This window comes from Kitasatospora sp. NPDC059146, assembly GCF_042786665.1.
GTDB lineage: Bacteria > Actinomycetota > Actinomycetes > Streptomycetales > Streptomycetaceae > Kitasatospora.
The window spans coordinates 58951-85562 of record NZ_JBHZCY010000026.1; the positions used below are offsets into that span (position 1 = coordinate 58951).

The following is a 26612-nucleotide window of genomic DNA, read 5'->3' on the forward strand; positions in this document are numbered from 1 at the left end:
CGCTGGCCCGCGGCGGGGCACCCGCGCGGGCAGGAATGGGAGCAGTCAATGACACGATGCCGACTGTGCGGCTCGACGGCGATGGGGAGCGTCGTCGACCTGGGGGCGACCCCGCCGTGCGAGAGCTTCCTCGCCGCCGACCAGTTGGACCGGCCGGAGCCGGCGTACCCGCTGCACCTGCGGGTCTGCACGGACTGCTGGCTGGCGCAGATCCCGCCGCTGATCACGCCCGAGGAGACCTTCCAGGAGTACGCGTACTTCTCCTCCTTCTCGACCTCCTGGGTGGAGCACGCCCGAGGCTTCGTCGCCGGGGCGGTGGAGCGGCTCGGGCTGGGCGCCGACGCCTTCGTGGTCGAGGTGGCCAGCAACGACGGCTACCTGCTGCGGCACGTGGTGGAGCGCGGGATCCGCTGCCTGGGCGTCGAACCGTCGGTGAACGTCGGCGCCGCCGCGCGCGAGGCCGGGGTGCCCACCCTCACCGCGTTCCTGGACCCGGACACCGGCGCGGACGTCCGCGCCGAACACGGCCCGGCGGACCTGGTGGTGGCCAACAACGTCTACGCCCACATCCCCGACGTGGTCGGCTTCACCCGGGGGCTGCGCGCCCTGGTCGCCGACGACGGCTGGGTCTCGATCGAGGTGCAGCACCTGCTGACCCTGATCGAGGAGAACCAGTACGACACCATCTACCACGAGCACTTCCAGTACTACACGGTCGCCTCCGCGATCCGGGCGCTGGCCAGCGGCGGGCTCACCCTGGTCGACGTCGAGCTGCTGCCCACCCACGGCGGCTCGATCCGGCTGTGGGCCCGGCCGGCCGAGGCGGCGGGCGAGCCGACCCCGCGGGTGGCCGACGTGCTGGCCCGGGAGAAGGCCGCCGGGCTCCAGGAGCTGGCCGGCTACACCGAGTTCTCGGCCCGGGTCGCCAAGGTCCGCCGGGACCTGCTGACCTTCCTGATCGGGGTGGCCGAGCGCGGCGAGAGCGTCGTCGGCTACGGCGCCCCCGGCAAGGGCAACACCCTGCTCAACCACTGCGGCATCCGGCCCGACCTGCTCCCGTACACCGTCGACCGGAACCCGTACAAGCACGGCCGGTTCACCCCGGGCACCCGCATCCCGATCCTGGCGCCCGAGCAGATCGCCGCCGACCGGCCGGACTACGTGCTGGTCCTGCCGTGGAACCTGCGGGCCGAACTGGTCGAGCAGTTGTCCTTCGTGCACGAGTGGGGCGGCCGCCTGGTCTTCCCCATCCCGGAACTCAGCATCGTCGAGGGGGAGCGGTGAAGGTCGTCCTGTTCTGCGGCGGTTACGGGCTGCGGATGCGCAGCGGAGCCTCCGACGACGTGCCCAAGCCGATGGCGATGGTCGGCCCCCGGCCGCTGATCTGGCACGTGATGCGCTACTACGCCTACTACGGGCACACCGAGTTCATCCTCTGCCTCGGCTACGGCGCCCACCACATCAAGGACTTCTTCCTCAACTACCAGGAGACGACGTCCAACGACTTCGTGCTGCGGGGCGGGCGCACGGAACTGCTGTCGACCGACATCGCCTCCTGGACGATCACCTTCGCGCAGACCGGCATCGAGTCGCCGATCGGCGAGCGGCTGCGCCGGGTGCGCCACCACCTGGACGGCGACGAGATGTTCCTCGCCAACTACGCCGACGTGCTCACCGACGCGCCGCTGCCGGAGATGATCGACCGCTTCGCCGAGCGGGACGCCGGGGCGTCGATGATGGTGGTGCCGCCGCAGTCCTCCTTCCACTGCGTGGACCTGGGCGAGGACGGCCTGGTCGGGGGCATCACCGCGGTCAGCGACATGCCGCTGTGGGAGAACGGCGGGTACTTCGTGCTCCGCCAGGAGATCTTCGACCACATCCCGGAGAACGGCGACCTGGTCGCCGACGGCTGCACCGAACTCGCCAAGCGCGGCCGCCTGGTGGCCCACCAGCACCGCGGCTTCTGGAAGCCCACCGACACCGTGAAGGAGCGGGCCGCCCTGGACGCCGCCTACGCCCACGGCGACCGCCCCTGGGCCGTCTGGGAGCGGGACGGGGCCGCGGTGAGGCCCTCGTGATCCGGCTCGGCCCCGGGCCGCTGGAGCGGATCGCCGCCGTCGGCGCGCACTGCGACGACATCGCCATCGGCGCCGGCGGCACACTGCTGACGCTGTGCGAGGCGCGTCCCGGGCTGCGGGTGGACGCGCTGGTGCTCTCCGGTGGCGGCAGCGCCCGGGAGCAGGAGGAGCAGGCCGCGCTGGCCGCCTTCTGCCCCGGCGCCGACCTGCGGCTGACCGTGCTCAAGCTGCCGGACGGCCGGCTGCCCGCGCACTGGGAGGAGGCCAAGGCCGCCGTCGAGGAACTGCGCGGGCGCACCGACCCGCAGCTGGTCCTCGCCCCGCGCACCGCCGACGCCCACCAGGACCACCGCGGCCTGGCCCGGCTGGTCCCCACCGCGTTCCGCGACCACCTGGTGCTCGGCTACGAGATCGTCAAGTGGGACGCCGACCTCGGCCGCCCGACGGCCTACCAGCCGCTGAGCCCGGAGACCGCCGAACGCAAGGTGCGGCTGCTGCAGGAGCACTACCCCTCGCAGCGGCACCGTCCCTGGTACGACCGGGAGGCCTTCCTCGGGCTCGCCCGGATCCGCGGCATCGAATGCCACGCCCGCTACGCGGAAGCCTTCGACGCCACCAAAGTCACTCTCAACCTGGGGGGTTGAACCATGCGCGTACTGCTGACCGGACACCAGGGCTACCTGGGCACCGTGATGGCCCCGGTGCTCGCCGCCGCCGGCCACGACGTCGTCGGCCTGGACGCCGGCCTGTTCGCGGAGTGCGTCCTCGGCCCGAAGCCCGCGGACCCGCCGGGCCGGCGGGTGGACCTGCGCGACGTGACCGCCGAGCACGTGGCCGGGGTGGACGCCGTGATCCACCTGGCCGCGCTCTCCAACGACCCGCTCGGCTCGCTGGCGCCGGACCTCACCTACGACATCAACCACCACGCCTCGGTGCGGCTGGCCGAACTGGCCCGCGAGGCCGGGGTGAAGCGCTTCCTGTACGCCTCGACCTGCTCCGTGTACGGCGCCGCCGGCGGCGACGAGCTGGTGACCGAGGACGCCCCGCTGCGCCCGGTGACCCCGTACGCGGAGTCCAAGGTGCGGGTGGAGGACGACCTGCACGCCCTGGCCGACGGCGACTTCAGCCCGGTGTACATGCGCAACGCCACCGCCTTCGGCTACTCGCCCCGGCTGCGCGCCGACATCGTGCTGAACAACCTCGTCGGCCACGCGCTGCTCTCCGGCGAGGTGCTGGTGCTCTCCGACGGCACCCCCTGGCGCCCGCTGGTGCACGCCGCCGACATCGCCCGGGCCTTCACGGCCGCGCTGGAGGCGCCGCGCGAGGCGGTGCACGACCGGGCCTTCAACATCGGCAGCGAGGCCAACAACGTCACGGTCGCCGAGATCGCCGAGCAGGTCGCCGAGGCGGTGGCCGGCGCCCAGGTGGTGATCACCGGCGAGAACGGCGCCGACCCGCGCTCCTACCGGGTGGACTTCTCCGGGTTCCGGGCCGCCCTGCCCGGCTTCGACTGCGAGTGGACGGTCAAGCAGGGCGCGGTCGAACTCGCCGAGGCCTACCGGAAGTTCGGGCTGACCAGGGAGGACTTCGAGCGGCGGTTCACCCGGCTGGCGGTGCTCCGCGAGGCCACCGGCGCCGGCGCCGTCGACGACACCCTGCGGTGGCGCCGGTGACCGGGGTCGGGGAGCGGATGCACGCCCTGGTGGAGCGGCTGTACCCGCTCCGCCGGAGCATCACCGGCGACGGGGTGCGCGCCACCCTGGACGTCGTCGGCGAGTACCTCCCGCTGACGGTGCACGAGGTGCCGACCGGGACGCAGGTGCTCGACTGGACGGTGCCCCAGGAGTGGAACGTCCGGGACGCCTACGTCGCCGACGCCGCGGGCCACCGGGTCGTCGACCTCGCCGCGTCCAGCCTGCACGTGCTGGGCTACAGCGTGCCGGTCGCGGCCACCATGCCGCTGAGCGAGCTGCGCCCGCACCTGCACACCCTGCCGGACCACCCCACCTGGGTGCCCTACCGCACCAGCTACTACACCCCGGAGTGGGGGTTCTGCCTGGCCCAGGAGACCTTGGACGCGCTGCCCGAGGGCGACTACGAGGTGCGGATCGACTCCACCCTCGCGGACGGCCACCTCACCTACGCCGAGCACGTCGTCCCCGGGCAGGTCGCCGACGAGGTGCTGGTCTCCTGCCACGTCTGCCACCCCGCGCTGGCCAACGACAACCTGGCCGGCATCGCGGTGGCGACCTTCCTGGCCCGCGAACTGGCGGAGCGGACGCCGTACTACACCTACCGCTTCGTCTTCGCCCCGGGCACCATCGGGGCGATCACCTGGCTGGCCCGCAACCGGGAGCGGGTGGACCGGGTCAAGCACGGCCTGGTGCTGGCCTGCGCCGGGGACCGGGGGCAGCTGACGTACAAGCAGAGCCGGCGCGGCGACGCGGAGATCGACCGGGTGCTGCGGCACGTCCTGCGCACCTCCGAACGCCCGCACCGGGTCACCGAGTTCACGCCGTACGGCTACGACGAGCGGCAGTACTGCTCGCCCGGGTTCGACCTCGGCGTGGGCTCGCTCAGCCGGACCCCGTACGCCGGGTACCCCGAGTACCACACCTCGGCGGACGACCTGGACTTCGTGCGGCCCGAGGCGATGGCGGACACCCTCGCGGTCTGCCGGGAGGCCTTCGCCGTGCTCGACCGCAACCGGCGCTACCTCAACCTCAGCCCCTACGGCGAACCGCAGTTGGGCCGGCGCGGGCTGTACGACTCGCTCGGCGGGCGCAGCGACGCCAAGCAGGCCCAGCTGGCCATGCTGTGGGTGCTCAGCCTCGCCGACGGCGGGCACGGCCTGCTGGACGTGGCCGAGCGCTCCGGGCTGCCGTTCGACACCGTCGCCGCCGCGGCCGACGCCCTGCGGGGCGCCGGGCTGATCAAGGCGTGACGCCGATGACCACCGAGGAGGTGAGGGCGGCGGCACCGGCGGGCCGGGACGGGGCGCCGGCCCGGCCCGCCGGGCGGGGCGTGCTCGGCCGGGTGTCCTGGGGGCTGGCCGACCAGGCGGTCACCAGCATGATCAACTTCGCGGTGGGCATCTACGTCGCCCGGGAGCTGGGGGTGCACGCGTTCGGCGTGTTCAGCCTGGCCTGGCTGACCTACGGCGTGGTGCTCAACGTCTCCCGCGGGCTGGCCACCGACCCGCTGATGGTGCGGTTCAGCGGCGTGCCGGAGGCGACCTGGCGCGCCGCGGCGGCCCGGTCCTCCGGCACCGCGCTCGCCGTCGGCGCCACCCTCGGCGCCGTCTGCCTGCTGGTCGGGCTCGGCCTCGGCGGCGACGTGGGGCCCGCGTTCGCGAGCCTCGGCCTCGCCCTGCCGGCGCTGCTGCTCCAGGACTCCCGGCGGTTCGCCTTCTTCGCCGCCGGCACCGGGCGGAAGGCCTTCGCCAACGACCTGGTGCAGGGCCTCGCGCTGATCCCGGCCATGATGGTGGCGGCCCGGGTGGGCACCGTGGCCGCCTTCCTGCTGGCCTGGGGCGCCGCCGCGGCGGCCGCCGCCGGGTACGGCTTCCTCCAGTCCGGCGTCCGGCCCCGGGTCACCCAGGCCCGCGGCTGGCTGCGCGAACAGCGCGACCTCGGCAGCCGCTACCTGGTCGAGAACGTCAGCCTCAGCGGCGCCGGCCAGCTGCGGGCGTACGGGCTCGGTGCGATCGTCGGCGTCGGCGCGGTCGGTGCCGTCCGGGGCGCCGAACTCCTCCAGGGGCCGTTCCTCGCCCTGCTGATGGGCCTCTCCCTGGTCACCGTGGCGGAGGCCGCCCGGGTCCTGCGGCAGACACCGCGCCGGCTCGGCCGGTTCTGCCTGCTGCTCGGCGGCGGACAGGCCGGCGCCGCCCTGCTGTGGGGCTCGGCGCTGCTGCTGATGCCCGACCGGGCCGGACAGTTCGTCCTCGGCGACGTCTGGCACTCCGCCTCGCCGCTCATCCTCCCCGCCACCCTCGGCGTCGCGGGCGCCGGCCTCGGCAGCGGCGCGGCCGCCGGGCTGCGCGCCCTCGCCGCGGCCCGGCGCAGCCTGCGCTGCCAACTCTTCGCCTCCGCCTGCTACCTGGGCGGCGGGCTCGGCGGCGCCGCCGCGGCCGGCACCGTCGGCTCCGCCTGGGGCGTCGCCACCGCCACCGCCTGCGGCGCCGCCGTCTGGTGGCTCCAACTGCGCGCCGCCCTGCGCGAGCACCACCGCACCCCCGTCCCCGAAACGGTGGACGACATCCCCGAAGTGAGGACGCCTTGACCGCCGTTCCCCGACTGAGCATCGGCCTGCCCGTCTACAACGGCCAGGAGTACCTCGCCGAGTCGCTCGACGCCCTGCTCGGCCAGACCTACCAGGACTTCGAACTGGTCATCTCCGACAACGCCTCGACCGACGCCACCGAATCCATCTGCCGCGAGTACGCCGCGCAGGACTCCCGGATCCGCTACCTCCGGCTGCCCCGGAACATCGGCGCCGCGCCCAACCACAACTACGTCTTCACCCAGTGCCGCGGCGAACTCTTCAAGTGGGCCTCGCACGACGACCTCTACGCCCGGGACCTCCTGCTCCGCTGCGTCGAGGCGCTGGACGACCGGCCCGAGGTCATCCTCGCCCACTCCGGCCAGGCGGTCATCGACGAGCACGGCCGGGTGAAGGTCCCCTACGCGTACGGCCTCGCCACCGACTCCCCGCGCGCCCCGGAGCGCTTCCGCAGCCTGCTGTTCGAGCCCGGCGGCGACGACTTCTACGGGGTGATGCGGGCCGACGTGCTGCGCCGGGTCAAGCCGCACGACAGCTACCACCACGCCGACCGGACCTTCGTCGCCGAGATCACCCTGCACGGCCCCTTCCACCAGGTGCCGGAACTGCTCTACTTCCGCCGCGACCACCCCACCCGGGCCGAGCGGGCCAACCCCTCCAAGCGCTCCCGCTGCGTCAACCTGGACCCGCGCCGGGCCGGGCCGCTGCACCCCACGCCCCGGCTGCTCGCCGAGTACGTCTGGGGCTTCGCCGCGGCCGTCCGCCGGGCGCCGCTGTCCACCGCCGACCGGCGGGCCTGCTACGGCCACCTGGCCGCCTGGATGACCAGCCGGGCCCGGCCGGGCGCCGGCGAACGGGTCGAGGACCGCACCCCCGTGCCGTCCTCGGACGGCTCCGCCGCTTCCGTCGACGACCTGGTGGCCGGACGCGGGGGGAGGCGGGCATGACCGCGCGAACCCCGGTGCGCGTCGGGGTGTTCGGCCTGCTCGGCTCCGGCAACCTCGGCAACGACGGCTCGCTGGAGGCCGTACTCGGCCACCTCCGCGCCGAGCACCCGGACGCCGCGGTGGACGCGCTCTGCGGCGGCCCCGAGGTGGTCACCGCCCGCTACCGCATCCCCGCCACCCGGCTGCACTGGTACCGCGGCGAGTACCGCACCGCCTCCCGGGCCGGTGCCGTCCTCGGCAAGGGCCTGGGCAAGCTCGTCGACGCCGCCCGCACCGTCGCCTGGGTGCGCCGGCACGACGTGGTGATCGTCCCGGGCATGGGGGTCCTGGAGGCCACCCTGCCGCTGCGCCCCTGGGGCTTCCCGTACGCGCTGTTCCTGCTCTGCGCCTCCGGCCGGCTGCTGCGCACCCCGGTGGCGCTGGTCGGCGTCGGCGCCGCCCGGATCGGCAACCCGGCCACCCGGGCGCTGGTGCGCTGGTCCGCCCGGCTGGCCGCGCACCGCTCGTACCGGGACGAGCTGTCCCGCGACGCCATGCGGGCGATGGGCGTGGACACGGCACGCGACGCCGTGCATCCGGACATCGCCTTCGCCCTCCCGGCACCACCCGCCACCGGCTCCCCCGACGGGCGGGTCTGCGTCGGCGTCATGGACTTCCACGGCGGCGACGACGACCGTGCCCGGGCCGAGCAGATCCACCGGCAGTACCTCGACGGCACCACCCGCTTCGTCCGCGCGCTGGTCGAGGACGGCCGGCCGGTCCGGCTGCTCACCGGCGACGCGGTCGACGCCCGGGTGGTCGCCGCGATCGTCGAGGCCGTCGACTCCCCGCTGGTCACCGTCTCCGGGGCCGCCTCGCTGGCCGAGCTGATGGCCGAGACCGCCGCCGCCGACGCCGTGGTGGCCACCAGGTACCACAACCTGGTCTGCGCGCTGCGGACCGGCACCCCGACGCTCGCCCTCAGCTACGCGGCCAAGAGCGACGCGCTGATGGCCCGGATGGGGCTGGGGGAGTACTGCCACCCGGCCCGCGAGGTCGACGCCGACCGGCTGATCGAGCAGTTCCGGGAGCTGGAGAAGCACGCGACGGAGCTGCGGCAGACCCTCGCCGAGCGGAACCTGACGGCCACCCGCCGGCTCGACCACCAGTTCACCGCCCTGACCACGGCCGTCTTCCCGACCGCCGACTGACACCTTACGGAGACCTCATGAAGGCGACCGAAGTCCCGGCGATCGCCGGCGCCTACCTCTTCGAACCGACCCCCTACGCCGACGAACGCGGCTTCTTCTGCCGCACCTTCGACGCCGAGGTGCTCCGCTCGGTGGGCATCGACCCCGACGCCTTCGTCCAACACAGCGTCTCCCGTTCGGTGCGGGGCGTGCTGCGCGGCCTGCACCTGCGCTCCGGCGCCGGGGAGGCGAAGATCGTGCGCTGCTCGCACGGGGAGGTGTTCGACGTGGTCGTGGACCTGCGCCCCGACTCGCCGACCTACCGCAACGTGGCCACCTTCGAGCTCTCCGGCGAGACCCAGGCCAGCGTCTACATCCCGGCCGGGTGCGCGCACGGCTTCCAGGCGCTCACCGACGCCGACGTCTCGTACCGGATCGACCGCCCGCACGACCCGAGCGAGGACGTCACCATCGCCTTCGACGACCCGGAGCTGGCCGTCCCCTGGCCGCTGCCGGCCGAGTCGGTGTCCAAGCGGGACCGGGAGGCGCCGAGCCTCGCCGAGGTCCTGCGCGCGGAGGAGAACTGAGCGCCGTGACCGTCGACTTCACTCTTCCGAAATCCCGGGCGGCCAACGAGCGGCTGCACGCCCTGATCCCCGGCGGCGCCCACACCTACGCCAAGGGCGACGACCAGTACCCCGAGCACCTGGCCCCGGTCATCAGCCACGGCCGCGGCGCCCACGTCTGGGACGTCGACGGCAACCGCTACGTCGAGTACGGCTCCGGCCTGCGCTCCGTCAGCCTCGGCCACGCCCACCCGCGGGTGACCGAGGCCGTCCGGCGGGAGCTCGACCGGGGCAGCAACTTCACCCGCCCGTCCATCCTCGAACTCGAGGCCGCGGAACGCTTCCTGGACACCGTGCCCACCGCCGAGATGGTCAAGTTCGCCAAGAACGGCTCCGATGTCACCACCGCCGCCGTGCGCCTCGCCCGCGCCGTGACCGGGCGGACCCTGGTGGCCGTCTGCGGCGACCACCCGTTCTTCTCGGTCGACGACTGGTTCATCGGCACCACCCCGATGGACGCCGGGATCCCTTCGGCGATCACCGACCTCACCGTCTCCTTCCCCTACGGCGATCTCTCCGCCACCGAGGAACTGCTCACCCGCCACCGCGGCGAGATCGCCTGCCTGGTCCTCGAACCCGCCGGACACGCCGAGCCGCCGCCCGGCTACCTGGCCGGCCTGCGCGAACTCGCCGACCGGCACGGCTGCCTGCTGGTCTTCGACGAGATGATCACCGGGCTGCGCTGGTCCCCGGCGGGCGCCCAGGGCCTCTACGGCGTCGCCCCCGACCTCTCCACCTTCGGCAAGGCGCTCGGCAACGGCTTCGCCGTCTCCGCGCTCGCCGGGCGCCGCGACCTGATGGAACACGGCGGGCTGCACCACCCCGGCGACCGGGTGTTCCTGCTCTCCACCACCCACGGCGCCGAGACCCACGCGCTGGCCGCCGCGATGGCCGTCCAGAACACGTACGTCGAGGAGGGCATCACCGCCCGGCTGCACGCCCTCGGCGACCAACTCGCCGCCGGCGTACGGGAGGCCGCCGCCGGCATGGGCGTCGCCGACCACGTGCTGGTCCGGGGCCGGGCCAGCAACCTGGTCTTCGCCACCCTCGACGAACTGGGGCAGCCCTCCCAGCCCTACCGCACCCTCTTCCTGCGCCAACTCCTCGCCGGCGGGGTGCTGGCCCCCTCCTTCGTGGTGAGCAGCGCCCTGACGGACGCCGACATCGCCCACACCATCGACGCCGTCTCCGCCGCCTGCGCCGTCTACCGCAAGGCCCTCGACGCCGGCGACCCCACCCCCTGGCTCGGCGGCCGCCCGGTCAAGCCGGTCTTCCGGCAGCGGGTCTGAGCTACGTCGGGTCACCGGGCGCCGACCGGGCCGCCAGCCGGTCGGCGGCCCGGTCCACCAGCCATCCGGCGGGCGGGACCAGTGCCAGGGCGGTGCAGCCGCCGGCCAGGGTGTCGGTCGCGTAGTGGGCGCCCAGGGCTACCTGGGCCCAGGCCATGGCCGCCCCGGCGACCGCCACTGCGGCCAGCACCGGGAGCGGGCGGGCGTTCGGGCCCGCTGCGAGCAGTGCGAGGACGAGGGTCACTGCCGTCAGGAAAGCGGTGTGCCCGCTCGGGTAGGAGAGGTTGGCGTCGCCGTGGATGGTGCGGCCCACCAGGTGCTTGAGCAGCGTCGCCGCCAGCACCGGCAGGGCGACGCCGACGACCGCGAACACCGCGGCGCGGGGGCGCCGGAGCAGCAGGCAGCCCGCCGCCACGGCTCCGACCAGCAGCGCGGCGCCCAGCGGTTCCCCCAGGGAGTCCAGGCCGCGGGCGGCGTAGCGCCACGGCGGTTCCACCCCGTACACCGCGTCCTGGATCCGCCCGTCCACCGGGCCGGGCTCGCCCTTTCCCGCGTACCAGGCCCCGAGCAGGACCACCACCAGTGCGGCGAGCCCCGAGGCGAGTCCGAGCCACCCGTGCAGCACCACCAGCGATGGCTCCGCGCGCCCGGCCGGTGCGGCCTCGCCCCGACGGACGCGTTCGCGCGTGGTGCCGGTGCCCGGTCCGTTGCGGTCGGCCGATCCCACGCGCGCCCCCGTCGTGTCCAGGTGTCGTCCGGTCGCGGCGAGAGGATGACGGAGTGTCAGATCGTGCTTTCCGTACGCCACTTGCCCGGAGGGTCGGGACCCAGGATACGGGTGCGCTACCCGCCCAGCACCCCGTTCGCCCGCAGGGCGGCGATGCGGGTGGCGGGGTAGCCGAGGGCGCGCAGGGCGGAGTCGGTGTGGGCGCCCAGCTCGGGGACGGGCCCCATCGGGAGTTCGACCTCCGCGAAGTCGAACGGGGGCAGCAGGGAGCGGACCTCGCCGGCCGGGGTGGCCACCGGGCGCCAGCGGTCGCGGGCGGCGAGCTGGGGGTGGTGCAGCAGGTCGCCGATGCCGTTCAGCCGGGCCGAGGCGATCGCGAGGGCGTCCAGGCGCTTGACGGCCTCCTCGGCCGTCATGGTCGCCGTCCGGCCGCCCACCAGCGCGTCGACCAGCCGGCGGCGCCGCACCCGGGCGACGTTGGTCGCCCACTCGGGGTGGTCGGCGAGGTCCGGGCGGTCCAGGAAGCCGGTGGCGAGCCGGGCCCACTCGCGGTCGTTCTGGATGCCGATCATGACCTCGTGGCCGTCGGCCGTCGGGTAGGCGTCGTAGGGGGCGATGGCCGGGTGGGAGAGTCCGGCGCGGCCCGGTGCCCGCCCGGTGCCCTGGGTGTGGTGGAGCTGGTGGCCCAGCCACTCGGCGGTCGCCTCGAACATCGACACCTCGATCGCGGTGCCGCGTCCGCTGCCGGCCCGGCCGAGCAGGGCGGCGAGCGTCGCCGTCAGGGCGTACATCCCGGCGGCGATGTCCGAGGTGGGCACGCCGGTCTTGGCGGGCCGCTCCGGCTGGCCGGTCACCGAGGCGAGCCCGGACTCGCACTGGATCAGCATGTCGTAGGCGCGCTTGTCCCGGTACGGGCCGCCGGTGCCGTAGCCGGACAGGTCGACGGTGACCAACCGGGGGTGCCGGGCCCGCAGTTCGGCGGAGCCGAAGCCGAGCCGGGCGGCCGCCCCGGGGGCCAGGTTCTGCAGGAAGACGTCCGCGCCGGCCACCAGGTCGGCCAGCACGGCGCGGCCCTCGGGCGCCTTGAGGTCGAGGACGACCGACTCCTTGCCGCGGTTCAGCCAGACGAAGTGGCTGGCCAGGCCGTTGACGCTGCGGTCGTACCCGCGCGCGAAGTCGCCGCCGTCCGGGCGCTCGATCTTCACCACCCGGGCGCCCAGGTCGCACAGGTGCCGGGTGGCCAGCGGCGCGGCCACCGCCTGTTCCAGCGCGATCACCGTGGTGCCGGTCAGCGGCAGCGACATCCGGACTCCCTCCCTGGCGGATCCCCGAGCCCTACCCGCCCCCGGCGGCGTTCAGTCAGCGGTGTTCGGTCAGCAGCGATCCGGCAGGCCCGGGTCCGGCGCGGGGGACGCCTCGTCCAGCCCGGTGAGGGCGTCGCGCAGCGCCGCCCTGGTGGTGATGCCCAGCTTGGGGAAGATCCGGTACAGGTGGGCGCTGACGGTCCGGGGGGACAGCCGGGTCTGCTCGCCGATCTCCTTGTTGGTCAGGCCGCCCGCGGCCAGGTCGGCGATCCGGCGCTCCTGCCAGGTCAGCAGGCTCGCGGTGCGCGCCGCCGGCCGGGTCGGGACGCCGCCGACCCGCAGTTCGGCCCGGGCCCGGGCGGCCCAGGCGACCGCGCCCAGCCGCTCGAAGGAGTCGGCGGCCGGGGCGAGGAACTCCCGTGCCACGGTGGCGCCCCGGGCGCGGCGCACCCGGATGCCGTGCGCCAGGCGGATCCGGGCCAGCTCGAACGGGAAGTGTGCCGCGGCCGGGTGGGAGACGGCGTGCGCGTAGGCCCCGGCGGCCTCGTCCTCGTCCTCGGCGGTCATGGCCAGGGCCCCGTGGGTGACCAGGGACAGCCGGGGGGAGACGGCGGGCAGGCCGGCCTCCCGGGCGGCCAGCGCGTGGGCGCGGGCCTGCGCGGTGCGCCCGGTGTGGACGGCGGCCTCGACGAGGTCGAGCAGGGTGCGGGAGGCCTGGTGGGCGTAGGGCTGGAAGGCGCCCGGCGCGGTGATGCCGATGGCCTGGAGGTACGCGCCCTCGTAGTCGCCGTCGCTCAGCGCCGCGGTGGTGCCGGCCGCGTCGGCGAGCTGGGTGAGGAAGCCGATGCCGCGCGGGCGGGCCCAGGCGTCGACCACCGCCTGGAGCTCGCGCGCGGTCGCCGTCTGCCCGCGCATCGCGGCGAGTTGGGCCAGGTAGGCCCGGGTCTGCTGGGCGAACAGCTCGTGCCCGTGCTCGTCGGAGCGCAGCAGGGCCCGCCGCCCGGTCCGTTCGGCGGCCTCCCACTCCCCGACGGCCATCTGGTCCAGCATGATCAGGTGCAGCATCACCATGCCGGTGGAGACCGCGCCGGTCTCCAGCTCGCGGGAGACGACGCGCTGCAGGTGCGGGCGGAGCGGGCTGAGGACGTCGAGGTGGTAGGCGGAGACGGCCAAGCGGGCGACGTCCCAGGGCTCCTGGCCCGGCAGGTCGGCGGCGGCTCGCTCCACCGGTGCGGTCCAGCCGGCGCCGTGGCGGACGACGTCGCTCCAGGTGGCGCTGTAGATCCGGGCCCGCTCGCCGACCCGTTCGCCGAGCGTGGCGAGCAGGGCGTGGGTGCGTTCCCACAGGGTCCGGTCGGCGGCGAACTGGCTGGTGGCGAGCAGCAGGGCGAGCAGCCGGTCCAGCACCTCGGGGTCGTACCCGGCGGTGGGGTCGGCCGCCGAGTCGGCAGTTCCGCCGACCAGCCGTTCGACGGCGGCGGCGATCTGCCGGTGGGTGGAGCGCACGTCGCCGTCCTGGTAGAGCGCCTGGTAGCCGGAGGCCAGTGCGGCGGCGGGGGAGCGGTCGGCGTCGGGCCCGGGGTCGGCCCGCAGGATCCGGCGGGCGTGGCCGAGGCGGGCCGCGTGCCCCGCGATGAACGCCGCGCCGCCGGGACCGCTCCGCCGGGTGCTCGCTCAGCTCGGCGGCGCGGGTCAGCCAGGTCACCGCCGTCAGCGCGCCGCCGCGGCGGGTCGCGGACTCGGCGGCGGCCTCCAGGACCCGGGCCACCTCCTCGTCCGGGTCCAGGGTGGCCTCGGCCAGGTGGGCGGCCCGCCGTTCGAGGTTGTCCCGGTGGAGCAGCGCCAGCGTCCGGTGGGCCTCGCGGCGCTGGTTGGGGGTCGCCAGCTGGACGACGCTGGAGCGCACCAGCGGGTGCCGGAAGGCGAACTCACCGGTGGCGGGCTCGATCACCAGCAGGCCGCGGGCGACGGCCTCGTCGGCGTCGCGCATCCGGTACCGGCCGGCGGGGCCCGCCGCGTCGCCGGGTCCGGCCGCGACGCCGTCGAGGGCGCCCTTGAGCAACTCGGCCCGGACGGCGGCGTCCAGGGCGGCGATCCGGGTGCCGTAGAGGTACTGGAGGCGCCGGGACGGCGAGGCGCCGCGCAGGGCCTGCGGGTCGGCGGCGGCACGTTCCGGGTGGCGGCCGGCCGTGTGGCCGGGCAGTTCCAGCAGGGCGAGCGGGTTGCCCTGGGCCTGGTCCAGTACGAGGCGGCGCGACTGCCGGTCCAGCGCGGGGTAGTGGCCGTCGAGCAGGAGGGCGGCGTCCTCGTCGGTGAGGGTGCCGACGGCCAGCTCGGGCAGTGCGGCGGTGTCGAAGGGGGAGGCGATGTCGGAGCGGACCGCGAGCAGCAGCTTCAACCGGCTGCCGGTCAGTCGGCGGCCGACGAATCCGCAGACCGCGGCGCTGGAGTCGTCCAGCCACTGGCCGTCGTCCAGGACGAGGAACAGCGGTTGCTCGACCGAGGCCGAGGACAGCAGGCCGAGCACCGCGATGCCGAGGGTCATCAGGGAGGGCGGCGTGCCCCCGGCGCCGGTGTGGCCGAAGACGGCGTCGAGGGCCGCCCGGGAGTTGTGCTCCAGTCCGGCGGTGTGCGGCAGCAGCGGGTAGAGGAGCTGGTGCAGTCCGGCGTACGGCAGTTCCGACTCCGCCTCGACCCCGGTGGCCCGGACCACGAGCCGCCCCTCCCGGACGGCCAGGTCGGCGGCGTAGTCGAGCAGGGTGCTCTTGCCGACCCCGGTCTCGCCGCGGAGGAGGAGGGTGCGGCCCTCCACGGAGCGTGCGAACTCGGCGAGTTGCTCGCGTTCGCTGTCCCGACCGAGCAACGGCACGGCTGATCCCACGGTCCAGTTCCCTCCCCGATCGAACCTCCAGGTCGTTCGAAGACCGCGAGCCATGGACGCCGGCCAACTTTCAACTACCTGGTTGGTTGATTACACCCGGACAAGGAACCCGCTGTCAACCAACCGGTTAGTCGGTGCTGGGCTAAGGTCTGCGCATGCAACGCGACGCCGAAGCCACCAAGCAGAGACTCATCGCGGCCGGGCGGGCCGAGTTCGCCGCCCACGGACTCCACGGCGCCCGGGTCGACCGCATCGCCGAATCCGCCCGGAGCAACAAGGCGCAGATCTACCACTACTTCCACAGCAAGGTGGGCCTCTTCGACGCGGTCTGGAACTCCGCGGTGGAGCAGATCATCGGCAGCCTGCCCTTCGACGGGGACGAGGACCTCCCCGAGTTCGCGGCCCGGCTCAGCGACATCTACGCCGAGCACCCGGAGATCCCCCGGCTGATCACCTGGCAGAACCTGGAGCGCGGCGACGAGGCGCTCAACGGCTACGCCGTCGACGAGGTCCGCAGGCGGACCGGCATCCTCGCCGACGCCCAGGCCCGGGGCGTGGTGTCGGACCGGTTCGAGGCCCGGTTCCTGTTCGCGCTGATGGTCCACCTCGCCATGCTGTGGCCCGCGATGGCCCCCGAGGTGCGCACGGTGGTGGACTTCGACGACGCGGCGCAGCGCCGGGAGCTGGTCCGGCGGGTGGCCGCCGGGCTGCTGGAGTGACCCGGGCCGCGCACCGTTCGCGGTGAGCCGGTCCGGACGTAGGGCGTCACCGGACGTACGGAGTCATTCGACCGATCCCGCCTCCGTACCGGCACCGGTGATGTGCAGTCAGATGACCGATGCCGCGCCACCGCCCCCCGCGGCAGGGTGGAGGCGGGTAGGACCCGGCGGGGTCCGAATCGTTCGGCATCCCGGCACACCCACGGAAGGCGGTTCCCACATGTCCACTTCGAAGAGGATGCTCCGCGGCTCGGCCGCGGCGGCCGTCGCGGTCGCGGCCCTGATCGGTCTCGGTGCCGGTTCGGCGCAGGCGGCCGGCTGGCCGCCGTTGCAGCCGGGCGCGCACCTGTACACCGGCACCGACGGGAGCGGCGCGGTGACCACGGTCGACCTGGGCGACCTCGGCACCTGCCACACCCTGGCGGCGCCCGTCCGCTCGGTGCAGGTCGCCGACGGCTCCGCGTCCGTGGTGCTGTACCCGGGCCGGGGCTGCGCGGGTGCGGTCCCGTGGGGCACCGGCTCGCTGGCCCAGTCCAACACGCCCTGGGCGATGCTGAGTTACCGGGTGGTCCCGGCCTGACGGAGGCCGGGGCGCGGTGACGGACGCCGGTGCCGGGGGTGCGAGCCGCGCCCCCGGCACCGGCGTTCCCCGGCGCTGTCAGCGCGCCTGGGCCCAGTCGTAGAGGCGGTGGGCGCTGTCACCGAAGCGGGTGGCGTAGAGCGTGCCCGGCTGCCCGCCCACGAGTTCGTCGGTGGTGGTGGTGACGCCGACGACGGTTCCGGAGCCGGTCCGGGTGTCGAACCGGGCCAGGTGCGGGCCGCCGCTCGCCCCGTGGCCCATGTTGCAGGACTCGCCCCACAGCAGGGCCGCCTTGGGGCTCTGCCGGTTCGGGCCGGCGCAGTGGATCATGCGCGAACCGGCGTACTGGGCCGCGGGATCGTTGAGGCGGTCCTTCGGGTAGCCGAAGGCGTGGACGAACTCCGCGTCGACGGGATCGGAGAACGCGATCCGCTGGTTCCCCGTGACGTCCGCCAGCCGCCGCCCGTCGGGAGACGGGTTCCCCACCAGGACCCCCGTGTCGAAGCCGGCCGCGGCGACGTCCGAGGAACTCGTGCCGTTCCGGTCGGCGTCCCAACGGGAGGACGTCGCCATGGACTTGATGCTGAACCCGCCGAGCGGTTTGGTCCCGTTGCGGTAGCCGGGCACGAAGTAGACGTTGTGCGTCCAGGTGCCGTCGGCGGTGGGCGCCCCGACGCCCCGCAGGCAGTGCGCCGCGGTGACGAGGGTGCTGCGGTTCGCGCCGGTGACGACGGTCGCGGTGCAGCTGCCGTCGTAGCCGTCGGAGAAGGTGAAGAAGAGCCGGCCGACGCTCCTGTTCACCGCGCCGCCGTGGGTCCAGACCGCCCCGGGATCCGGGGTGCTGGGGGCGAGCGGGCGCGGGTCGTCGGGCGTGTTGTCGTCCGCGGGCACGGGGGTGTTCTCGGGGACCATGGCGCCCGCCAGCTTCATCCGGTCGGCCGTCCAGTAGGCGTCGATCCGGTTGCGCTCCTGCGGGGTGGTGGCGCCGGCGTGCGAGGTGACGGTGTCCGGCTCCGCGGCGAGGGCTGCGGTGGGCAGCAGGGCCGCCGCGGTGGCCGCGCTCAGCAGGAGGGCTGCTGCGGTGGGGAGTCGGCGGGGGAGTGCTCGGCGTGTGGTTGACATCGTCGCCCATCTCGGTCGGTGCGGTCGGTGGGCAGGGGCGGCCGCGGTCCGCCCCTGCTCACCGGGGATGTCCGGCACTGTACGAACGGAACGTCAGGTCCGTGTCTGGACCGCGTATCGCCCGTCCATCGGTAGCGTCAGGTTCCGGTAACGGCGGCGCGGCCCGGCAGCGGTGCCCGCTGCTCACTCCGGTCCGGCTCCAGCCGCAGCTCGCGGCCCTGCCAGCGGCGGCGCAGCCAGCGGTCGTGGCTCGCGACGACGATCGCGCCGGGGCCGGTGCCGAGGGCGTCCTCCAACTCGTCGCACAGGCGCGGGGAGAGGTGGTTGGTGGGCTCGTCGAGCAGCAGCAGCCGGGGCGGGTGGGCGACCAGGAGGGCGAGGGCGAGGCGGCGGCGCTGCCCGAGGGAGAGACGGGCCACGGGCTTGTCGAGGTCCGCCGGGTGCAGCAGGCCGAGGGACGCCAGCGGCACCCGCTCGGCGCGGGCCGGGCCGAGGGCGAGCCGGTAGGTGTCGTGGACGGTGCGGTCGGGGCGGTCGAACGCGGTGTCCTGGGTGAGCAGGCCGACCGTCAGCCGGGGGTGGCGGTGGAGCGTGCCCCCGGCCGGGAGGCGGCCGGCCAGCACCGCGAGCAGGGTCGACTTGCCCGTGCCGTTGCCGCCGGTGACGAGCAGTCGGTCGGTGGCCGTGACGTCGAGGTCCGGCAGCGGGGGCCGGCCGGGGACCCGGACGCCCCGGAGGGACACCAGGGGCTCCGGGGTCTCCGAGGTCTCCGAGGTCTCCGGGGTCTGCGCTGCGACGAGGGCGTCCGGCGCGGCCAGGGCGTCGGCCGCGAACCGCAGCGGGCGCGGCGGCTCGGGCACCTGGGCGCGCTCCAGCTCCGCCAGCCGGCGGGCGGCGTTGCGCACCCGGCGGGCGACCTGGCTCTGCACCCGGCCGGCGCGGTGCCCGTAGCCCATCTTCTCGTGGTCGCGCGGTCCCCGGTCCGGGGCGACCAGGTGCGCGGTGACGCCGGCCGAGTGCCGCAGCTGCGCCAACTCCTCCTGCTCCTCGGCGTACCGGAGCTCCCAGCGCTCCCGCTCGGCGCGCTGCGAGCCCAGGTAGGCGGAGTAGGCGCCGCCGAAGCGGACCGGGCCGTCCACCGTCGGGTCGAGGTCGATCAGGTGGGTGCAGACGGCGTCGAGGAAGGCCCGGTCGTGGGTGGCGACCAGCAGGGTGCCGGGGTGCGCGCGGAGCTGTCGCTCCAGGAAGGCGGCGGCGCCGTCGTCGAGGTGGTTGGTGGGCTCGTCCAGCAGCAGTGCGGACGGCCGGCGGACGAGCAGCGCGGCCAGGGCGAGCCGGCCGCGCTGTCCGCCGGACAGCGAGCCGAGCGGGCGGCCGTGTCCGGGGGCGCCGGGGCCGAAGGCACCGAGGCCCAGTCCGTCCAGGACCAGGGCGGCGCGGCGGTCGGCGTCCCAGGACTCCCGGTACTGGGCCTGTTCGAGCCGCCGGCCGTAGGCGTCCAGGAGGTCCCCGTGGCCGGGGTCGGTGTCCGGGACGCGGGCGATCTCCGCGCCGAGCCGGTCGAGTGCGGCGAGGTCCGCGCGGGCCTCGCGGAGCGCGTCGTCCAGGACGGAGGCGACGGAGGCGGAGGCCGGGAACGGCAGCTCCTGGTGCAGGAAGCCGAGGTCCGCGGGGCGCGAGACGGTGCCGGAGTCGGGTTCGTCCAGGCCGGCGAGCACCCGCAGCAGGGTGGACTTCCCGGCGCCGTTCTCCCCGATCAGGCCGATCCGTTGGCCGGGCGAGGCGGTCAGGCCGAGGCCGTCGAGGACGCGGCGGCCGTCGAGGTTGCGGACGAGGTCATGGGCGAGCAGGGCGTGCTGGAGCACGGGGATCCTTCCGGGGGAGGCGTCGGGCCCCGGCGGTCCGCGGGAAGGGCGGAGCTCTGCCCGTGGGCGGGCGCCGGGGAAAGGGGTACGACGAGGCGGACCACTTCGGCGGTGCTCCTGAGCACCCGCCGGTGGCCGTCAGCTCCGGGGCTCACCCGGAGATGTCGTCGTCACCCGCCACGTCTGCCGCTCCTCGCTCCTCCGGCCGTACCCGGACGGCCGGCTGACTGCATGCTGACTGCACGTCACGGCGACTCTAGCAGGGGCGGGGCCGGTGCCGTCACCGGTCCGACAGGTGACGGGAACGGGCCGTTCGGAGCCCCCGTCCGGTCAGCCGAGCCGGTAGCGGACGGGGAGGGTGAGCACGCCGCGGATGATCCCGGAGCCGATCCAGTCGAGCGAGTCCACCGGGACGGCGAGTTCCAGCTCCGGGACACGGGCGAGCAGGACGCGCAGGGCGATGGTGGCCTCCAACCGGGCGAGCGGGGCGCCGAGGCAGTGGTGGATGCCGTGGCCGAAGGCGAGGTGGCGGGCGTCGGGTCGGGCCACGTCGAGGGCGGCCGGGTCGCCGGAGCCGGTCTGCGGGGCGTCCTGGCCGGCGGAGCCGAGGGCAACCACGACCACGCCGCCCCGGGGGATCCTCACCCCGCCCAGGTCCAGGTCCTGCGCCGCGTAGCGGTTGGTGGAGCGCTCCACGGAGGTGTCGTGGCGCAGGAACTCCTCCACCGCGCCGGGCAGCAGCTCCGGCCGTTCGCGCAACCGCCGTAGCTGGTCCGGGTGCTGGAGCAGGGCGAGTTGGGCGTTGCCGAGCAGGTTGACGGTGCTCTCGTGGCCCGCGACGACCAGCATCAGCGCGGTGCCGACCAGCTCCTCCTCGGTGAGGCGGCCCGCCTCCCGGTCGCGGACGGAGACCAGGGCGGACAGCAGGTCGTCCTGCGGGTGGCGGCGCTTGGCCGCGACCAGGTCGGCCAGCAGGTGGTGCAGCGCGGCCAGCGCGGGGCGGTGCTCGGGGGAGGCGGGCCGCAGCGCCTGCGCGGACCAGTGGCGGAAGTCGCGGTGGTGCGCGGCCGGGACGCCGAGGAGCTCGGCGATGACGGTGGCGGGCAGCGGGGCGTTGTAGGCCTCGACGAGGTCGGCCGTGCCCGCGGGCGGCAGGGCGTCGAGCAGCCGGTGGGCGATCTGCTCGATCCGTGGGGCGAGTTCGGCCGTGCGGCGCGGGGTGAAGGCGGCCGCGGCGAGGCGGCGCAGCCGGGTGTGCTCGGGCGGGTCGGCCTCCATCATCTGGGCGCCGAGGCCGACGGCGGGCCGGTGCAGGACGAAGCCGGCCGCGTCGAGGGCGTCGGCGGCGGGGGTGGCGTCCTTGAGCAGGCCGGGGTGGGTCAGCGCCGTCCTGGCGAGGTCGTGGCCGACCACCACCCAGCCCTCCAGGCCGGGTTGGAACTCGGCCCGGTGGATCGGGCCGAGCTCCCGCAGCCGGGCGTACCGGGCGGGGGCGTCCGCCTTGAAGGCGGCGTCGAGGACCACCGTGGCCGGCCTGTGGGCGGGTTCGTCGTTCGCGTCCATGGGAGCGACTCCTGTCGGGGGAAGGGAGGTCGGCGGGGGGTGGGACCGGGCCGACGTCCGTGACCTGGGGGTCTCCATCCTTCGGGCGGCCGGGGAGCCCCGCATCGGTCATCTGACGTCCGGGCCGGTCGGCGGCGGGCCGCTCCATGACTGCACGTCGGTTCCGGAGTCATCTGACCGAAGCCCCGGCACCCGCCGGTGGGCCACGGTGGTGGCAGCACGAACCACCCATGAACCACCGACGTGCGCCCGACGCGCATACGACGCGCACGCGATGTGCCGATCGACAGGAAGAGGCCCCGGATGGCCAGGTCAGAGATCCGCTTCGACAGCGCCGGCATCGAGATCGCCGCGCACCTGTACCTCCCCGACACCCCGGCCCCCGGTCCGCGCCCGGCCCTGGTGGTCGGCCACCCGGGGACGGGGGTGAAGGAGCAGGCGTCCGGCACCTACGCGCGGCTGCTGGCCGGGCGGGGCTTCGTCACCCTCGCCTTCGACGCGGCCCACCAGGGCGAGTCCGGCGGTCTGCCGCGCGGGCTGGAGGACCCGGCCCAGCGGGTGGAGGACTTCAAGGCCGCCGTGTCCCACTTGGTCACCCGCCCGGAGGTGGACGCCGAGCGGATCGGCCTGCTCGGCATCTGCGCGTCCGGCGGGTACTCCCTGGCCGCCACCGGCGGCGACAGCCGGGTCCGGGCGGTGGCCGCCGTGTGCACCGCCGACCCGTCCCGCCAGTTCCGGCTCGGCGCCGACGGCGGCCAGGACCCGGCCGTCTTCCGGGCCCTGCTGGACGCGGCCGCCCGGGCCCGCACCGCCGCCGCCCGGGGGCAGGACCCCGGCGGGCTGACGGTGTTCCCGGAGACGGCCGAGCAGGCGCGCGAGCTCGGCGGCGAGCACGGCGCCGAGGGCTTCGCGTACTACTGCACCTCACGCGGCGCGCACGAGCGGTCCGCGAAGTCCCTGGCCTGGGAGAGCGTCGACCGTCTGGCCGGCTACGACCCCTTCTTCGCCGTCCCGCTGATCGGCCCGCGCCCGATCCTGCAGATCGTCGGCGAGCGTGCCGTCACCGCCTGGATGGCCGTCGAGGCCCACCAACGCGCCACCGGACCAACCGAGTTGCACCGGATCGCGGGCGCGAGCCACGTCGACCTCTACGACCGGCAGGAGTACATCGACCGGGCCGTCGACAAGCTGGCCGGCTTCTTCACCGCCCACCTGGACGCCGCGCACTGAACGGCCGCGCCGGTGCCCCGGCGTCCGCACCGCACCTCCCGTCCCCTTCCGAACCTGAGGAGTCCTCGATGGCAGCATCCGGAAACACCAGCACCAACCGCCCCTCCACCGGCCGACGCCGCTTCCTCGGCCTCGCCGCGGCCGGTGTCGTCGCCGGGCAGGTCGGCGTGTCCGCCCAGGCCCAGGCGCAGACCCCGAACGCGGCCCTGGCCCCGACGTCGGCCCCGGCACCCGCCCCGGCTCCGCGGCCCGTGCCGGGCATCCGCCCCTTCCGCATCAAGGTCCCGCAGAGCGAGCTCGACGAACTCCGCCGCCGCGTCCGGGCGACCAGGTGGCCCGACCGCGAGACCGTCGACGACCGCAGCCAGGGCGCCCAGCTGGCGAAGCTGCGCCCGCTGGTGGAGCACTGGGGCACCCGGTACGACTGGCGGACCGTGGAACGGCGCCTCAACGGGCTGCCGCAGTTCGTCACCGAACTCGACGGACTGGACGTCCAGTTCGCCCACATCCGCTCCCCGCACCCCGGCGCGATGCCGATGCTGATGACCCACGGCTGGCCCGGCTCGATCGTCGAACTGCTCAAGGTCATCGGCCCGCTGACCGACCCCACCGCCCACGGCGGCCGCGCCGAGGACGCGTTCCACCTGGTGCTGCCGACCCTGCCCGGCTACGGCTTCTCCGGGAACCCCGGCAAGGCCGGCTGGAACTTCGCCCGGATCGCGCGGGCCTTCCACGCGCTGATGCTGCGCCTCGGCTACCCGGAGTACGTCTCGCAGGGCGGCGACCACGGCGCGATCCTCTCCGAGGTGCTCGCCGTCCAGCAGCCGAAGGGGCTGCTCGGCATCCACGTCAACATGCCGGGGACCGTGCCGGAGGACCTGCTGCGCCGGCTGCGCAACTTCGACCCGGCCCCGGCGAACCTGTCGGCCGAGGAGGTGCGGGCGTACGACCGGCTGCTGCACTTCTACCGCGACGGCTTCGGCTACGCGGCGATGATGAACCGCAGCCCGCAGACGATCGGTTACTCCCTCACCGACTCCCCGGTCGGCATGGCGGCCTACTACTACGACAAGTTCGCGGAGTGGACGGACTCCGACGGCGAGCCCGAGAAGGTCCTCACGTACGACGAGATGCTGGACGCGATCTCGCTGTACTGGCTGACCGGCACCGGTGCCTCCTCGTCCCGGCTGTACTGGGAGGGCACCCGGGCCGGCGGCGGACCGTTCAACGCGGTGCCGATCCCGAAGCTGCCGGTCGCGGTGACGGTCTTCCCCGCCGAGATCTACCCGGCGCCGCGCAGTTGGGGCGAGCGGACCTTCGGCAACATCATCCACTGGAACGAGGTCGACCGCGGCGGCCACTTCGCCGCCTGGGAGCAGCCGCAGCTGCTGGCCGAGGAACTCCGCACCGCCTTCCGCGCGCTGCGCTGACGCATCGGCCCCGGAGCAGCGCTCCGGGGCCGACCCGGGGCCGACGGCGGGAAGGCGGGCGGATCGGGAGGGCGGATCGGGGGCGCCGCCCTCCCTGCTCAGGGCCGCCGGTCAGCGGGTGGCGCGGGCGGCCTGCTCGACGACGCCCGCCACCACGCCGGGGTGGGACACCGCGACGGAGTGCGACGCGGCCACCTCGGTGGTGTGGGCGTGGGCCCGCCCGGCCATGAACCGCTGGGCGTCGGCCGGGATGTTGCGGTCCTCGGTGGTGATGACGTCCCAGCTGGGGACGGTCTGCCAGGCGGCGGAGGTGGCCTGCTCGGTCAGCGCCGCCTGGGCGATCGGCCGCTGGGCGGCGGCCGCCAGCGCGGCCCGGTCGGCGGGGACGTCGGCGGCGAACTGGGCCCGGAACCGGTCCTGCCGGATGTACAGGTCGGTGCCGGTGCTGCCGTCGGCGTTGGTGACCGGTACCGGGTCCAGCGCGCCGGACAGGGTCGAGCCCGGGAACGCGTCGGTCAGCTGGAGCGCGGACTCGCCCGGCGCGGGCAGGAACGCCGCGACGTAGACCAGCGCCTTGACCTGCGGCCGGCCGACGGCGGCTGCGCTGATCACCGAGCCGCCGTAGGAGTGGCCGACCAGGACGACGGGGCCCTTGACGTGGTCGATCACGCTGCGCAGCGCGGCCGCGTCGGAGGCCGGGCCGCGCAGCGGGTTGGCGGCGGCCACCACCGGGTAGCCGTCGTGGCGCAGCCGGGCGACGACGCCGTCCCAGCTGGAGCCGTCGGCGAACGCGCCGTGCTCCAGGACGACGGTCGGCTTCGGGCCCCGGTCGGCGGCCGCGTCCTCGGTCGCGGCGCTCGCGGTGCCGGCGACGGCGAAGGCGATCGCGCCGACCCCGGCGGCGGCACCGGTGGCGAGGCGACGCAGGCGGCCGTGCTCAAGGCTGAACATGCAAGTGCTCCAAGGGGTTTCGAACGGTGAGTGGATCCAGCGGGCCCCACTGTGGTCCGCCGTCCGGGCCCGGCGCATCGGTCATGTGACTCCATCCTTCCGGCCGCTCGGGCGCGCCCCGGGCGGTGTCGGCGGAGCGTCAGGTGACTGATGTGCCGTCACCGTCGGCGCGGCCAGAGTGAGGGGGCCAAGCCCGATACCGAGGAGAGATCATGAAGAGACGGTTCCTGGCCGTCGTCGCGGCGGCCGTCCCCCTGGTCGCCGCCGCTGCGGTGTCCACTCCGGTGAGCGCGTCACCGGAGCTCGCCGCCGCCGTCAGCGCCACCACCGTGAGCACCGGCGCGAGTGCCACCGCCACGAGTGCCACGGCCACGAGCGCCACCGCCGGCTCGTCGGCGTTCAGCTGCGCCCCGGCCGGGATCCCGGCCCCGGCGGGCACCGCCGTGGAGTCCGTCACCGCGGTCGCGGTGCCGGCGGGGACCTTCCAGGTGCCCGGGGAACCGCCGCTCGGCGGCTTCCCGGTGCCCGACGTCCCGGCGCACTGCGAGGTGACGGTCACCCTGACCCACCCCGGCGCGAACGACCACGCCAAGGTCAACGTCTGGCTGCCGCAGGCGGGTTGGAGCGGCCGCTTCCAGGCGGTGGGCGGCAGCGCCTACGCCGCCGGGGACAACGGGGCCGGGCTCGCCGCGGCCGTCAAGCAGGGCTACGCCGCCGCCACGACCGACGCGGGTGTCGGCGGGGCCCTGGACACCAGCTGGGCGCTGGACGCCGCCGGGCGGGTCGACACCGCGCTGCTGGACAACTTCGCCTCCCGCTCGGCGCACGAGATGGCGCTGGTCGGCAAGGAGGTGGTGGCCGCGGCCTACGGGCGGGCGGCGTCCTACTCCTACTGGAACGGCTGCTCCACCGGCGGCCGCCAGGGCTACCTGGAGGCCCAGCGCTACCCGACGGACTTCGACGGCATCAAGGCCGCCGCGCCGGGCGTCAACTGGAACCAGTTCGAGGTGGCCACCCTGTGGCCCCAGGTGGTGATGAACGAGACCCGCACCTACCCGACCGGGTGCGAGTTCGACGCCTTCAACCGGGCCGCCCTCAAGGCCTGCGACACGCTCGACGGCGTCGCCGACGGCCTGATCAGCGACCCGCAGCGGTGCGACTTCGACCCGCGCCGCCTGGTCGGCACCCGGGTCGAGTGCGACGGCAAGCAGGTCACCGTCACGGCGGCGGACGCCGAGGTGGTCCGCCGGATCTGGGACGGCCCGCGCGACGTCAACGGCAAGCGGCTCTGGTACGGCCTGCCGATCGGCGCCGACTTCCGCTACCTGGCGGCCAGCAGGACCGATGCGAACGGCGTCACCACCGGCGTGCCGTTCGTCGTCCCGGCGGCGTGGGTCGCCACCTTCGTGCAGAAGCAGCCCGGGTTCGACACCGCCCACCTCAGCCGGGCGCAGTTCGACCGGATCTTCCGGGCGGCCCGCGCCGAGTACGACCAGGTCATCGGCACCCGCGACGCGGACCTCTCCGCGTTCCGTGACGCCGGCGGCAAGCTGCTCAGCTGGCACGGCGACGCCGACCAGCTGATCCCCACCGCCGGCACGGTCGACTACCGCAAGCGGGTGGAGGAGCGGATGGGCGGTGCGAAGAAGGTCGACGACTTCTACCGGCTGTTCCTGGCCCCCGGCGTCGAGCACTGCGGCCTGGACGGCGGCAAGGTCGACGACCTGGCGGCGCTGACCGCCTGGGTGGAGCAGGGCAGCGCGCCGTCGGTGCTGCACGCCACCCTGACCACCGGCACCGGCGCCACCGTCGCCCGCGACCTGTGCCGCTACCCGATGGTGTCCCGCTAC

Annotated in this window: 22 protein-coding genes and 1 pseudogene; 15 read left to right on the plus strand and 8 right to left on the minus strand. The window is 74.9% G+C overall.

What is annotated here, in order from left to right; genetic code table 11:
* The first annotated feature begins 48 nt into the window (after positions 1–48).
* From ACFXPX_RS14565 to ACFXPX_RS14610, 10 genes are read left to right on the plus strand one after another with little or no spacing between them, the layout of a single operon-like run.
* Positions 49–1284, plus strand: coding sequence for a class I SAM-dependent methyltransferase (locus ACFXPX_RS14565; protein WP_380529738.1), 1236 nt, complete (start codon positions 49–51; stop codon positions 1282–1284).
* On the plus strand, positions 1281–2078 hold the full coding sequence (locus tag ACFXPX_RS14570; protein WP_380592534.1) for a glucose-1-phosphate cytidylyltransferase: 798 nt from the start codon (positions 1281–1283) through the stop codon (positions 2076–2078). Before ACFXPX_RS14565 ends, ACFXPX_RS14570 begins: the two co-directional genes overlap by 4 nt.
* A complete protein-coding gene (locus ACFXPX_RS14575; protein ID WP_380529742.1) occupies positions 2075–2722 on the plus strand; it encodes a PIG-L deacetylase family protein in 648 nt (215 codons plus the stop codon). The genes ACFXPX_RS14570 and ACFXPX_RS14575 overlap by 4 nt, the downstream gene beginning before the upstream one ends.
* Before the next feature lie 3 nt (positions 2723–2725).
* Entirely contained in the window at positions 2726–3751 is a 1026-nt protein-coding gene (locus ACFXPX_RS14580) for an NAD-dependent epimerase/dehydratase family protein (protein ID WP_380641396.1), read from the plus strand.
* Entirely contained in the window at positions 3739–5022 is a 1284-nt protein-coding gene (locus ACFXPX_RS14585; RefSeq protein WP_380641398.1) for a DUF4910 domain-containing protein, read from the plus strand. Before ACFXPX_RS14580 ends, ACFXPX_RS14585 begins: the two co-directional genes overlap by 13 nt.
* A gap of 5 nt (positions 5023–5027) precedes the next feature.
* Entirely contained in the window at positions 5028–6359 is a 1332-nt protein-coding gene (locus ACFXPX_RS14590) for a hypothetical protein (protein WP_380641400.1), read from the plus strand.
* A complete protein-coding gene (locus ACFXPX_RS14595) occupies positions 6356–7306 on the plus strand; it encodes a glycosyltransferase family 2 protein (protein ID WP_380406812.1) in 951 nt (316 codons plus the stop codon). Before ACFXPX_RS14590 ends, ACFXPX_RS14595 begins: the two co-directional genes overlap by 4 nt.
* Positions 7303–8496 carry a polysaccharide pyruvyl transferase family protein gene (locus ACFXPX_RS14600; protein ID WP_380592524.1) on the plus strand — a complete coding sequence of 398 codons (1194 nt, stop codon included), beginning with the start codon at positions 7303–7305 and terminating at the stop codon, positions 8494–8496. The genes ACFXPX_RS14595 and ACFXPX_RS14600 overlap by 4 nt, the downstream gene beginning before the upstream one ends.
* Before the next feature lie 17 nt (positions 8497–8513).
* Positions 8514–9062 (plus strand): dTDP-4-dehydrorhamnose 3,5-epimerase, encoded by a 549-nt coding sequence (rfbC, locus tag ACFXPX_RS14605; RefSeq protein WP_380592522.1) that lies wholly within the window; start codon positions 8514–8516, stop codon positions 9060–9062.
* A gap of 5 nt (positions 9063–9067) precedes the next feature.
* Positions 9068–10390 (plus strand): glutamate-1-semialdehyde 2,1-aminomutase, encoded by a 1323-nt coding sequence (locus tag ACFXPX_RS14610; RefSeq protein WP_380641402.1) that lies wholly within the window; start codon positions 9068–9070, stop codon positions 10388–10390.
* Position 10391: 1 nt separating this feature from the next.
* On the opposite strand, the gene ACFXPX_RS14615 is transcribed toward ACFXPX_RS14610, so the two are convergent.
* The 4 genes and pseudogenes from ACFXPX_RS14615 to ACFXPX_RS14630 form a co-directional block, all read right to left on the minus strand.
* A complete protein-coding gene (locus ACFXPX_RS14615) occupies positions 10392–11021 on the minus strand; it encodes a phosphatase PAP2 family protein (protein ID WP_380641416.1) in 630 nt (209 codons plus the stop codon).
* 212 nt (positions 11022–11233) lie between these two features.
* The gene (locus ACFXPX_RS14620) at positions 11234–12421 is read right to left on the minus strand and encodes a CaiB/BaiF CoA transferase family protein (RefSeq protein ID WP_380641404.1); all 1188 of its coding nucleotides are present in this window, start codon (positions 12419–12421) and stop codon (positions 11234–11236) included.
* A 69-nt stretch (positions 12422–12490) separates the two neighbouring features.
* Positions 12491–13927, minus strand: a complete 1437-nt coding sequence (locus ACFXPX_RS14625) for a LuxR C-terminal-related transcriptional regulator (RefSeq protein WP_380641406.1) — start codon at positions 13925–13927, stop codon at positions 12491–12493.
* Positions 13928–14885: 958 nt separating this feature from the next.
* A pseudogene (locus tag ACFXPX_RS14630) lies at positions 14886–15356 on the minus strand (ATP-binding protein); the annotation flags it as partial.
* Positions 15357–15457: 101 nt separating this feature from the next.
* Here ACFXPX_RS14630 and ACFXPX_RS14635 point away from each other — a divergent pair.
* Positions 15458–16021, plus strand: a complete 564-nt coding sequence (locus tag ACFXPX_RS14635) for a TetR family transcriptional regulator (protein ID WP_380529760.1) — start codon at positions 15458–15460, stop codon at positions 16019–16021.
* A 220-nt stretch (positions 16022–16241) separates the two neighbouring features.
* Entirely contained in the window at positions 16242–16601 is a 360-nt protein-coding gene (locus ACFXPX_RS14640) for a hypothetical protein (protein ID WP_380529761.1), read from the plus strand.
* A gap of 78 nt (positions 16602–16679) precedes the next feature.
* Here the strand turns inward: ACFXPX_RS14640 and ACFXPX_RS14645 are convergent, their stop codons facing one another.
* The 3 genes from ACFXPX_RS14645 to ACFXPX_RS14655 form a co-directional block, all read right to left on the minus strand.
* The gene (locus ACFXPX_RS14645) at positions 16680–17723 is read right to left on the minus strand and encodes a trypsin-like serine peptidase (protein WP_380529763.1); all 1044 of its coding nucleotides are present in this window, start codon (positions 17721–17723) and stop codon (positions 16680–16682) included.
* Between the two features lie 137 nt (positions 17724–17860).
* On the minus strand, positions 17861–19588 hold the full coding sequence (locus ACFXPX_RS14650) for an ABC-F family ATP-binding cassette domain-containing protein (RefSeq protein WP_380529765.1): 1728 nt from the start codon (positions 19586–19588) through the stop codon (positions 17861–17863).
* A 330-nt stretch (positions 19589–19918) separates the two neighbouring features.
* Complete coding sequence (locus tag ACFXPX_RS14655) at positions 19919–21151, minus strand: cytochrome P450 (RefSeq protein WP_380529767.1); 1233 nt, start codon at positions 21149–21151, stop codon at positions 19919–19921.
* Between the two features lie 303 nt (positions 21152–21454).
* Between ACFXPX_RS14655 and ACFXPX_RS14660 the strand changes: the two genes are divergently transcribed.
* Both ACFXPX_RS14660 and ACFXPX_RS14665 read left to right on the plus strand, forming a co-directional pair.
* Positions 21455–22381, plus strand: a complete 927-nt coding sequence (locus ACFXPX_RS14660; protein WP_380592510.1) for an alpha/beta hydrolase — start codon at positions 21455–21457, stop codon at positions 22379–22381.
* Positions 22382–22449: 68 nt separating this feature from the next.
* Entirely contained in the window at positions 22450–23811 is a 1362-nt protein-coding gene (locus ACFXPX_RS14665; RefSeq protein WP_380529773.1) for an epoxide hydrolase family protein, read from the plus strand.
* Positions 23812–23922: 111 nt separating this feature from the next.
* Here ACFXPX_RS14665 and ACFXPX_RS14670 read toward each other — a convergent pair whose 3' ends face one another.
* Complete coding sequence (locus ACFXPX_RS14670) at positions 23923–24762, minus strand: alpha/beta fold hydrolase (RefSeq protein WP_380592506.1); 840 nt, start codon at positions 24760–24762, stop codon at positions 23923–23925.
* A gap of 212 nt (positions 24763–24974) precedes the next feature.
* Here ACFXPX_RS14670 and ACFXPX_RS14675 point away from each other — a divergent pair.
* On the plus strand, positions 24975–26612 hold a 1638-nt coding region (locus tag ACFXPX_RS14675), incomplete at its 3' end, for a tannase/feruloyl esterase family alpha/beta hydrolase (protein ID WP_380641408.1).

What these genes read in the sequence shown, in the direction of transcription:
- ACFXPX_RS14665 (WP_380529773.1), top strand. Translation starts at nt 22,450, where the DNA reads ATGGCAGCATCCGGAAACACCAGCACCAACCGCCCCTCCACCGGCCGA.
- ACFXPX_RS14655 (WP_380529767.1), bottom strand. Translation starts at nt 21,151, where the DNA reads ATGGACGCGAACGACGAACCCGCCCACAGGCCGGCCACGGTGGTCCTC.
- ACFXPX_RS14580 (WP_380641396.1), top strand. Translation starts at nt 2,726, where the DNA reads ATGCGCGTACTGCTGACCGGACACCAGGGCTACCTGGGCACCGTGATG.
- ACFXPX_RS14600 (WP_380592524.1), top strand. Translation starts at nt 7,303, where the DNA reads ATGACCGCGCGAACCCCGGTGCGCGTCGGGGTGTTCGGCCTGCTCGGC.
- ACFXPX_RS14590 (WP_380641400.1), top strand. Translation starts at nt 5,028, where the DNA reads ATGACCACCGAGGAGGTGAGGGCGGCGGCACCGGCGGGCCGGGACGGG.
- ACFXPX_RS14620 (WP_380641404.1), bottom strand. Translation starts at nt 12,421, where the DNA reads ATGTCGCTGCCGCTGACCGGCACCACGGTGATCGCGCTGGAACAGGCG.
- ACFXPX_RS14660 (WP_380592510.1), top strand. Translation starts at nt 21,455, where the DNA reads ATGGCCAGGTCAGAGATCCGCTTCGACAGCGCCGGCATCGAGATCGCC.
- ACFXPX_RS14635 (WP_380529760.1), top strand. Translation starts at nt 15,458, where the DNA reads ATGCAACGCGACGCCGAAGCCACCAAGCAGAGACTCATCGCGGCCGGG.
- ACFXPX_RS14645 (WP_380529763.1), bottom strand. Translation starts at nt 17,723, where the DNA reads ATGTCAACCACACGCCGAGCACTCCCCCGCCGACTCCCCACCGCAGCA.
- ACFXPX_RS14565 (WP_380529738.1), top strand. Translation starts at nt 49, where the DNA reads ATGACACGATGCCGACTGTGCGGCTCGACGGCGATGGGGAGCGTCGTC.
- ACFXPX_RS14640 (WP_380529761.1), top strand. Translation starts at nt 16,242, where the DNA reads ATGTCCACTTCGAAGAGGATGCTCCGCGGCTCGGCCGCGGCGGCCGTC.
- rfbC (WP_380592522.1), top strand. Translation starts at nt 8,514, where the DNA reads ATGAAGGCGACCGAAGTCCCGGCGATCGCCGGCGCCTACCTCTTCGAA.
- ACFXPX_RS14670 (WP_380592506.1), bottom strand. Translation starts at nt 24,762, where the DNA reads ATGTTCAGCCTTGAGCACGGCCGCCTGCGTCGCCTCGCCACCGGTGCC.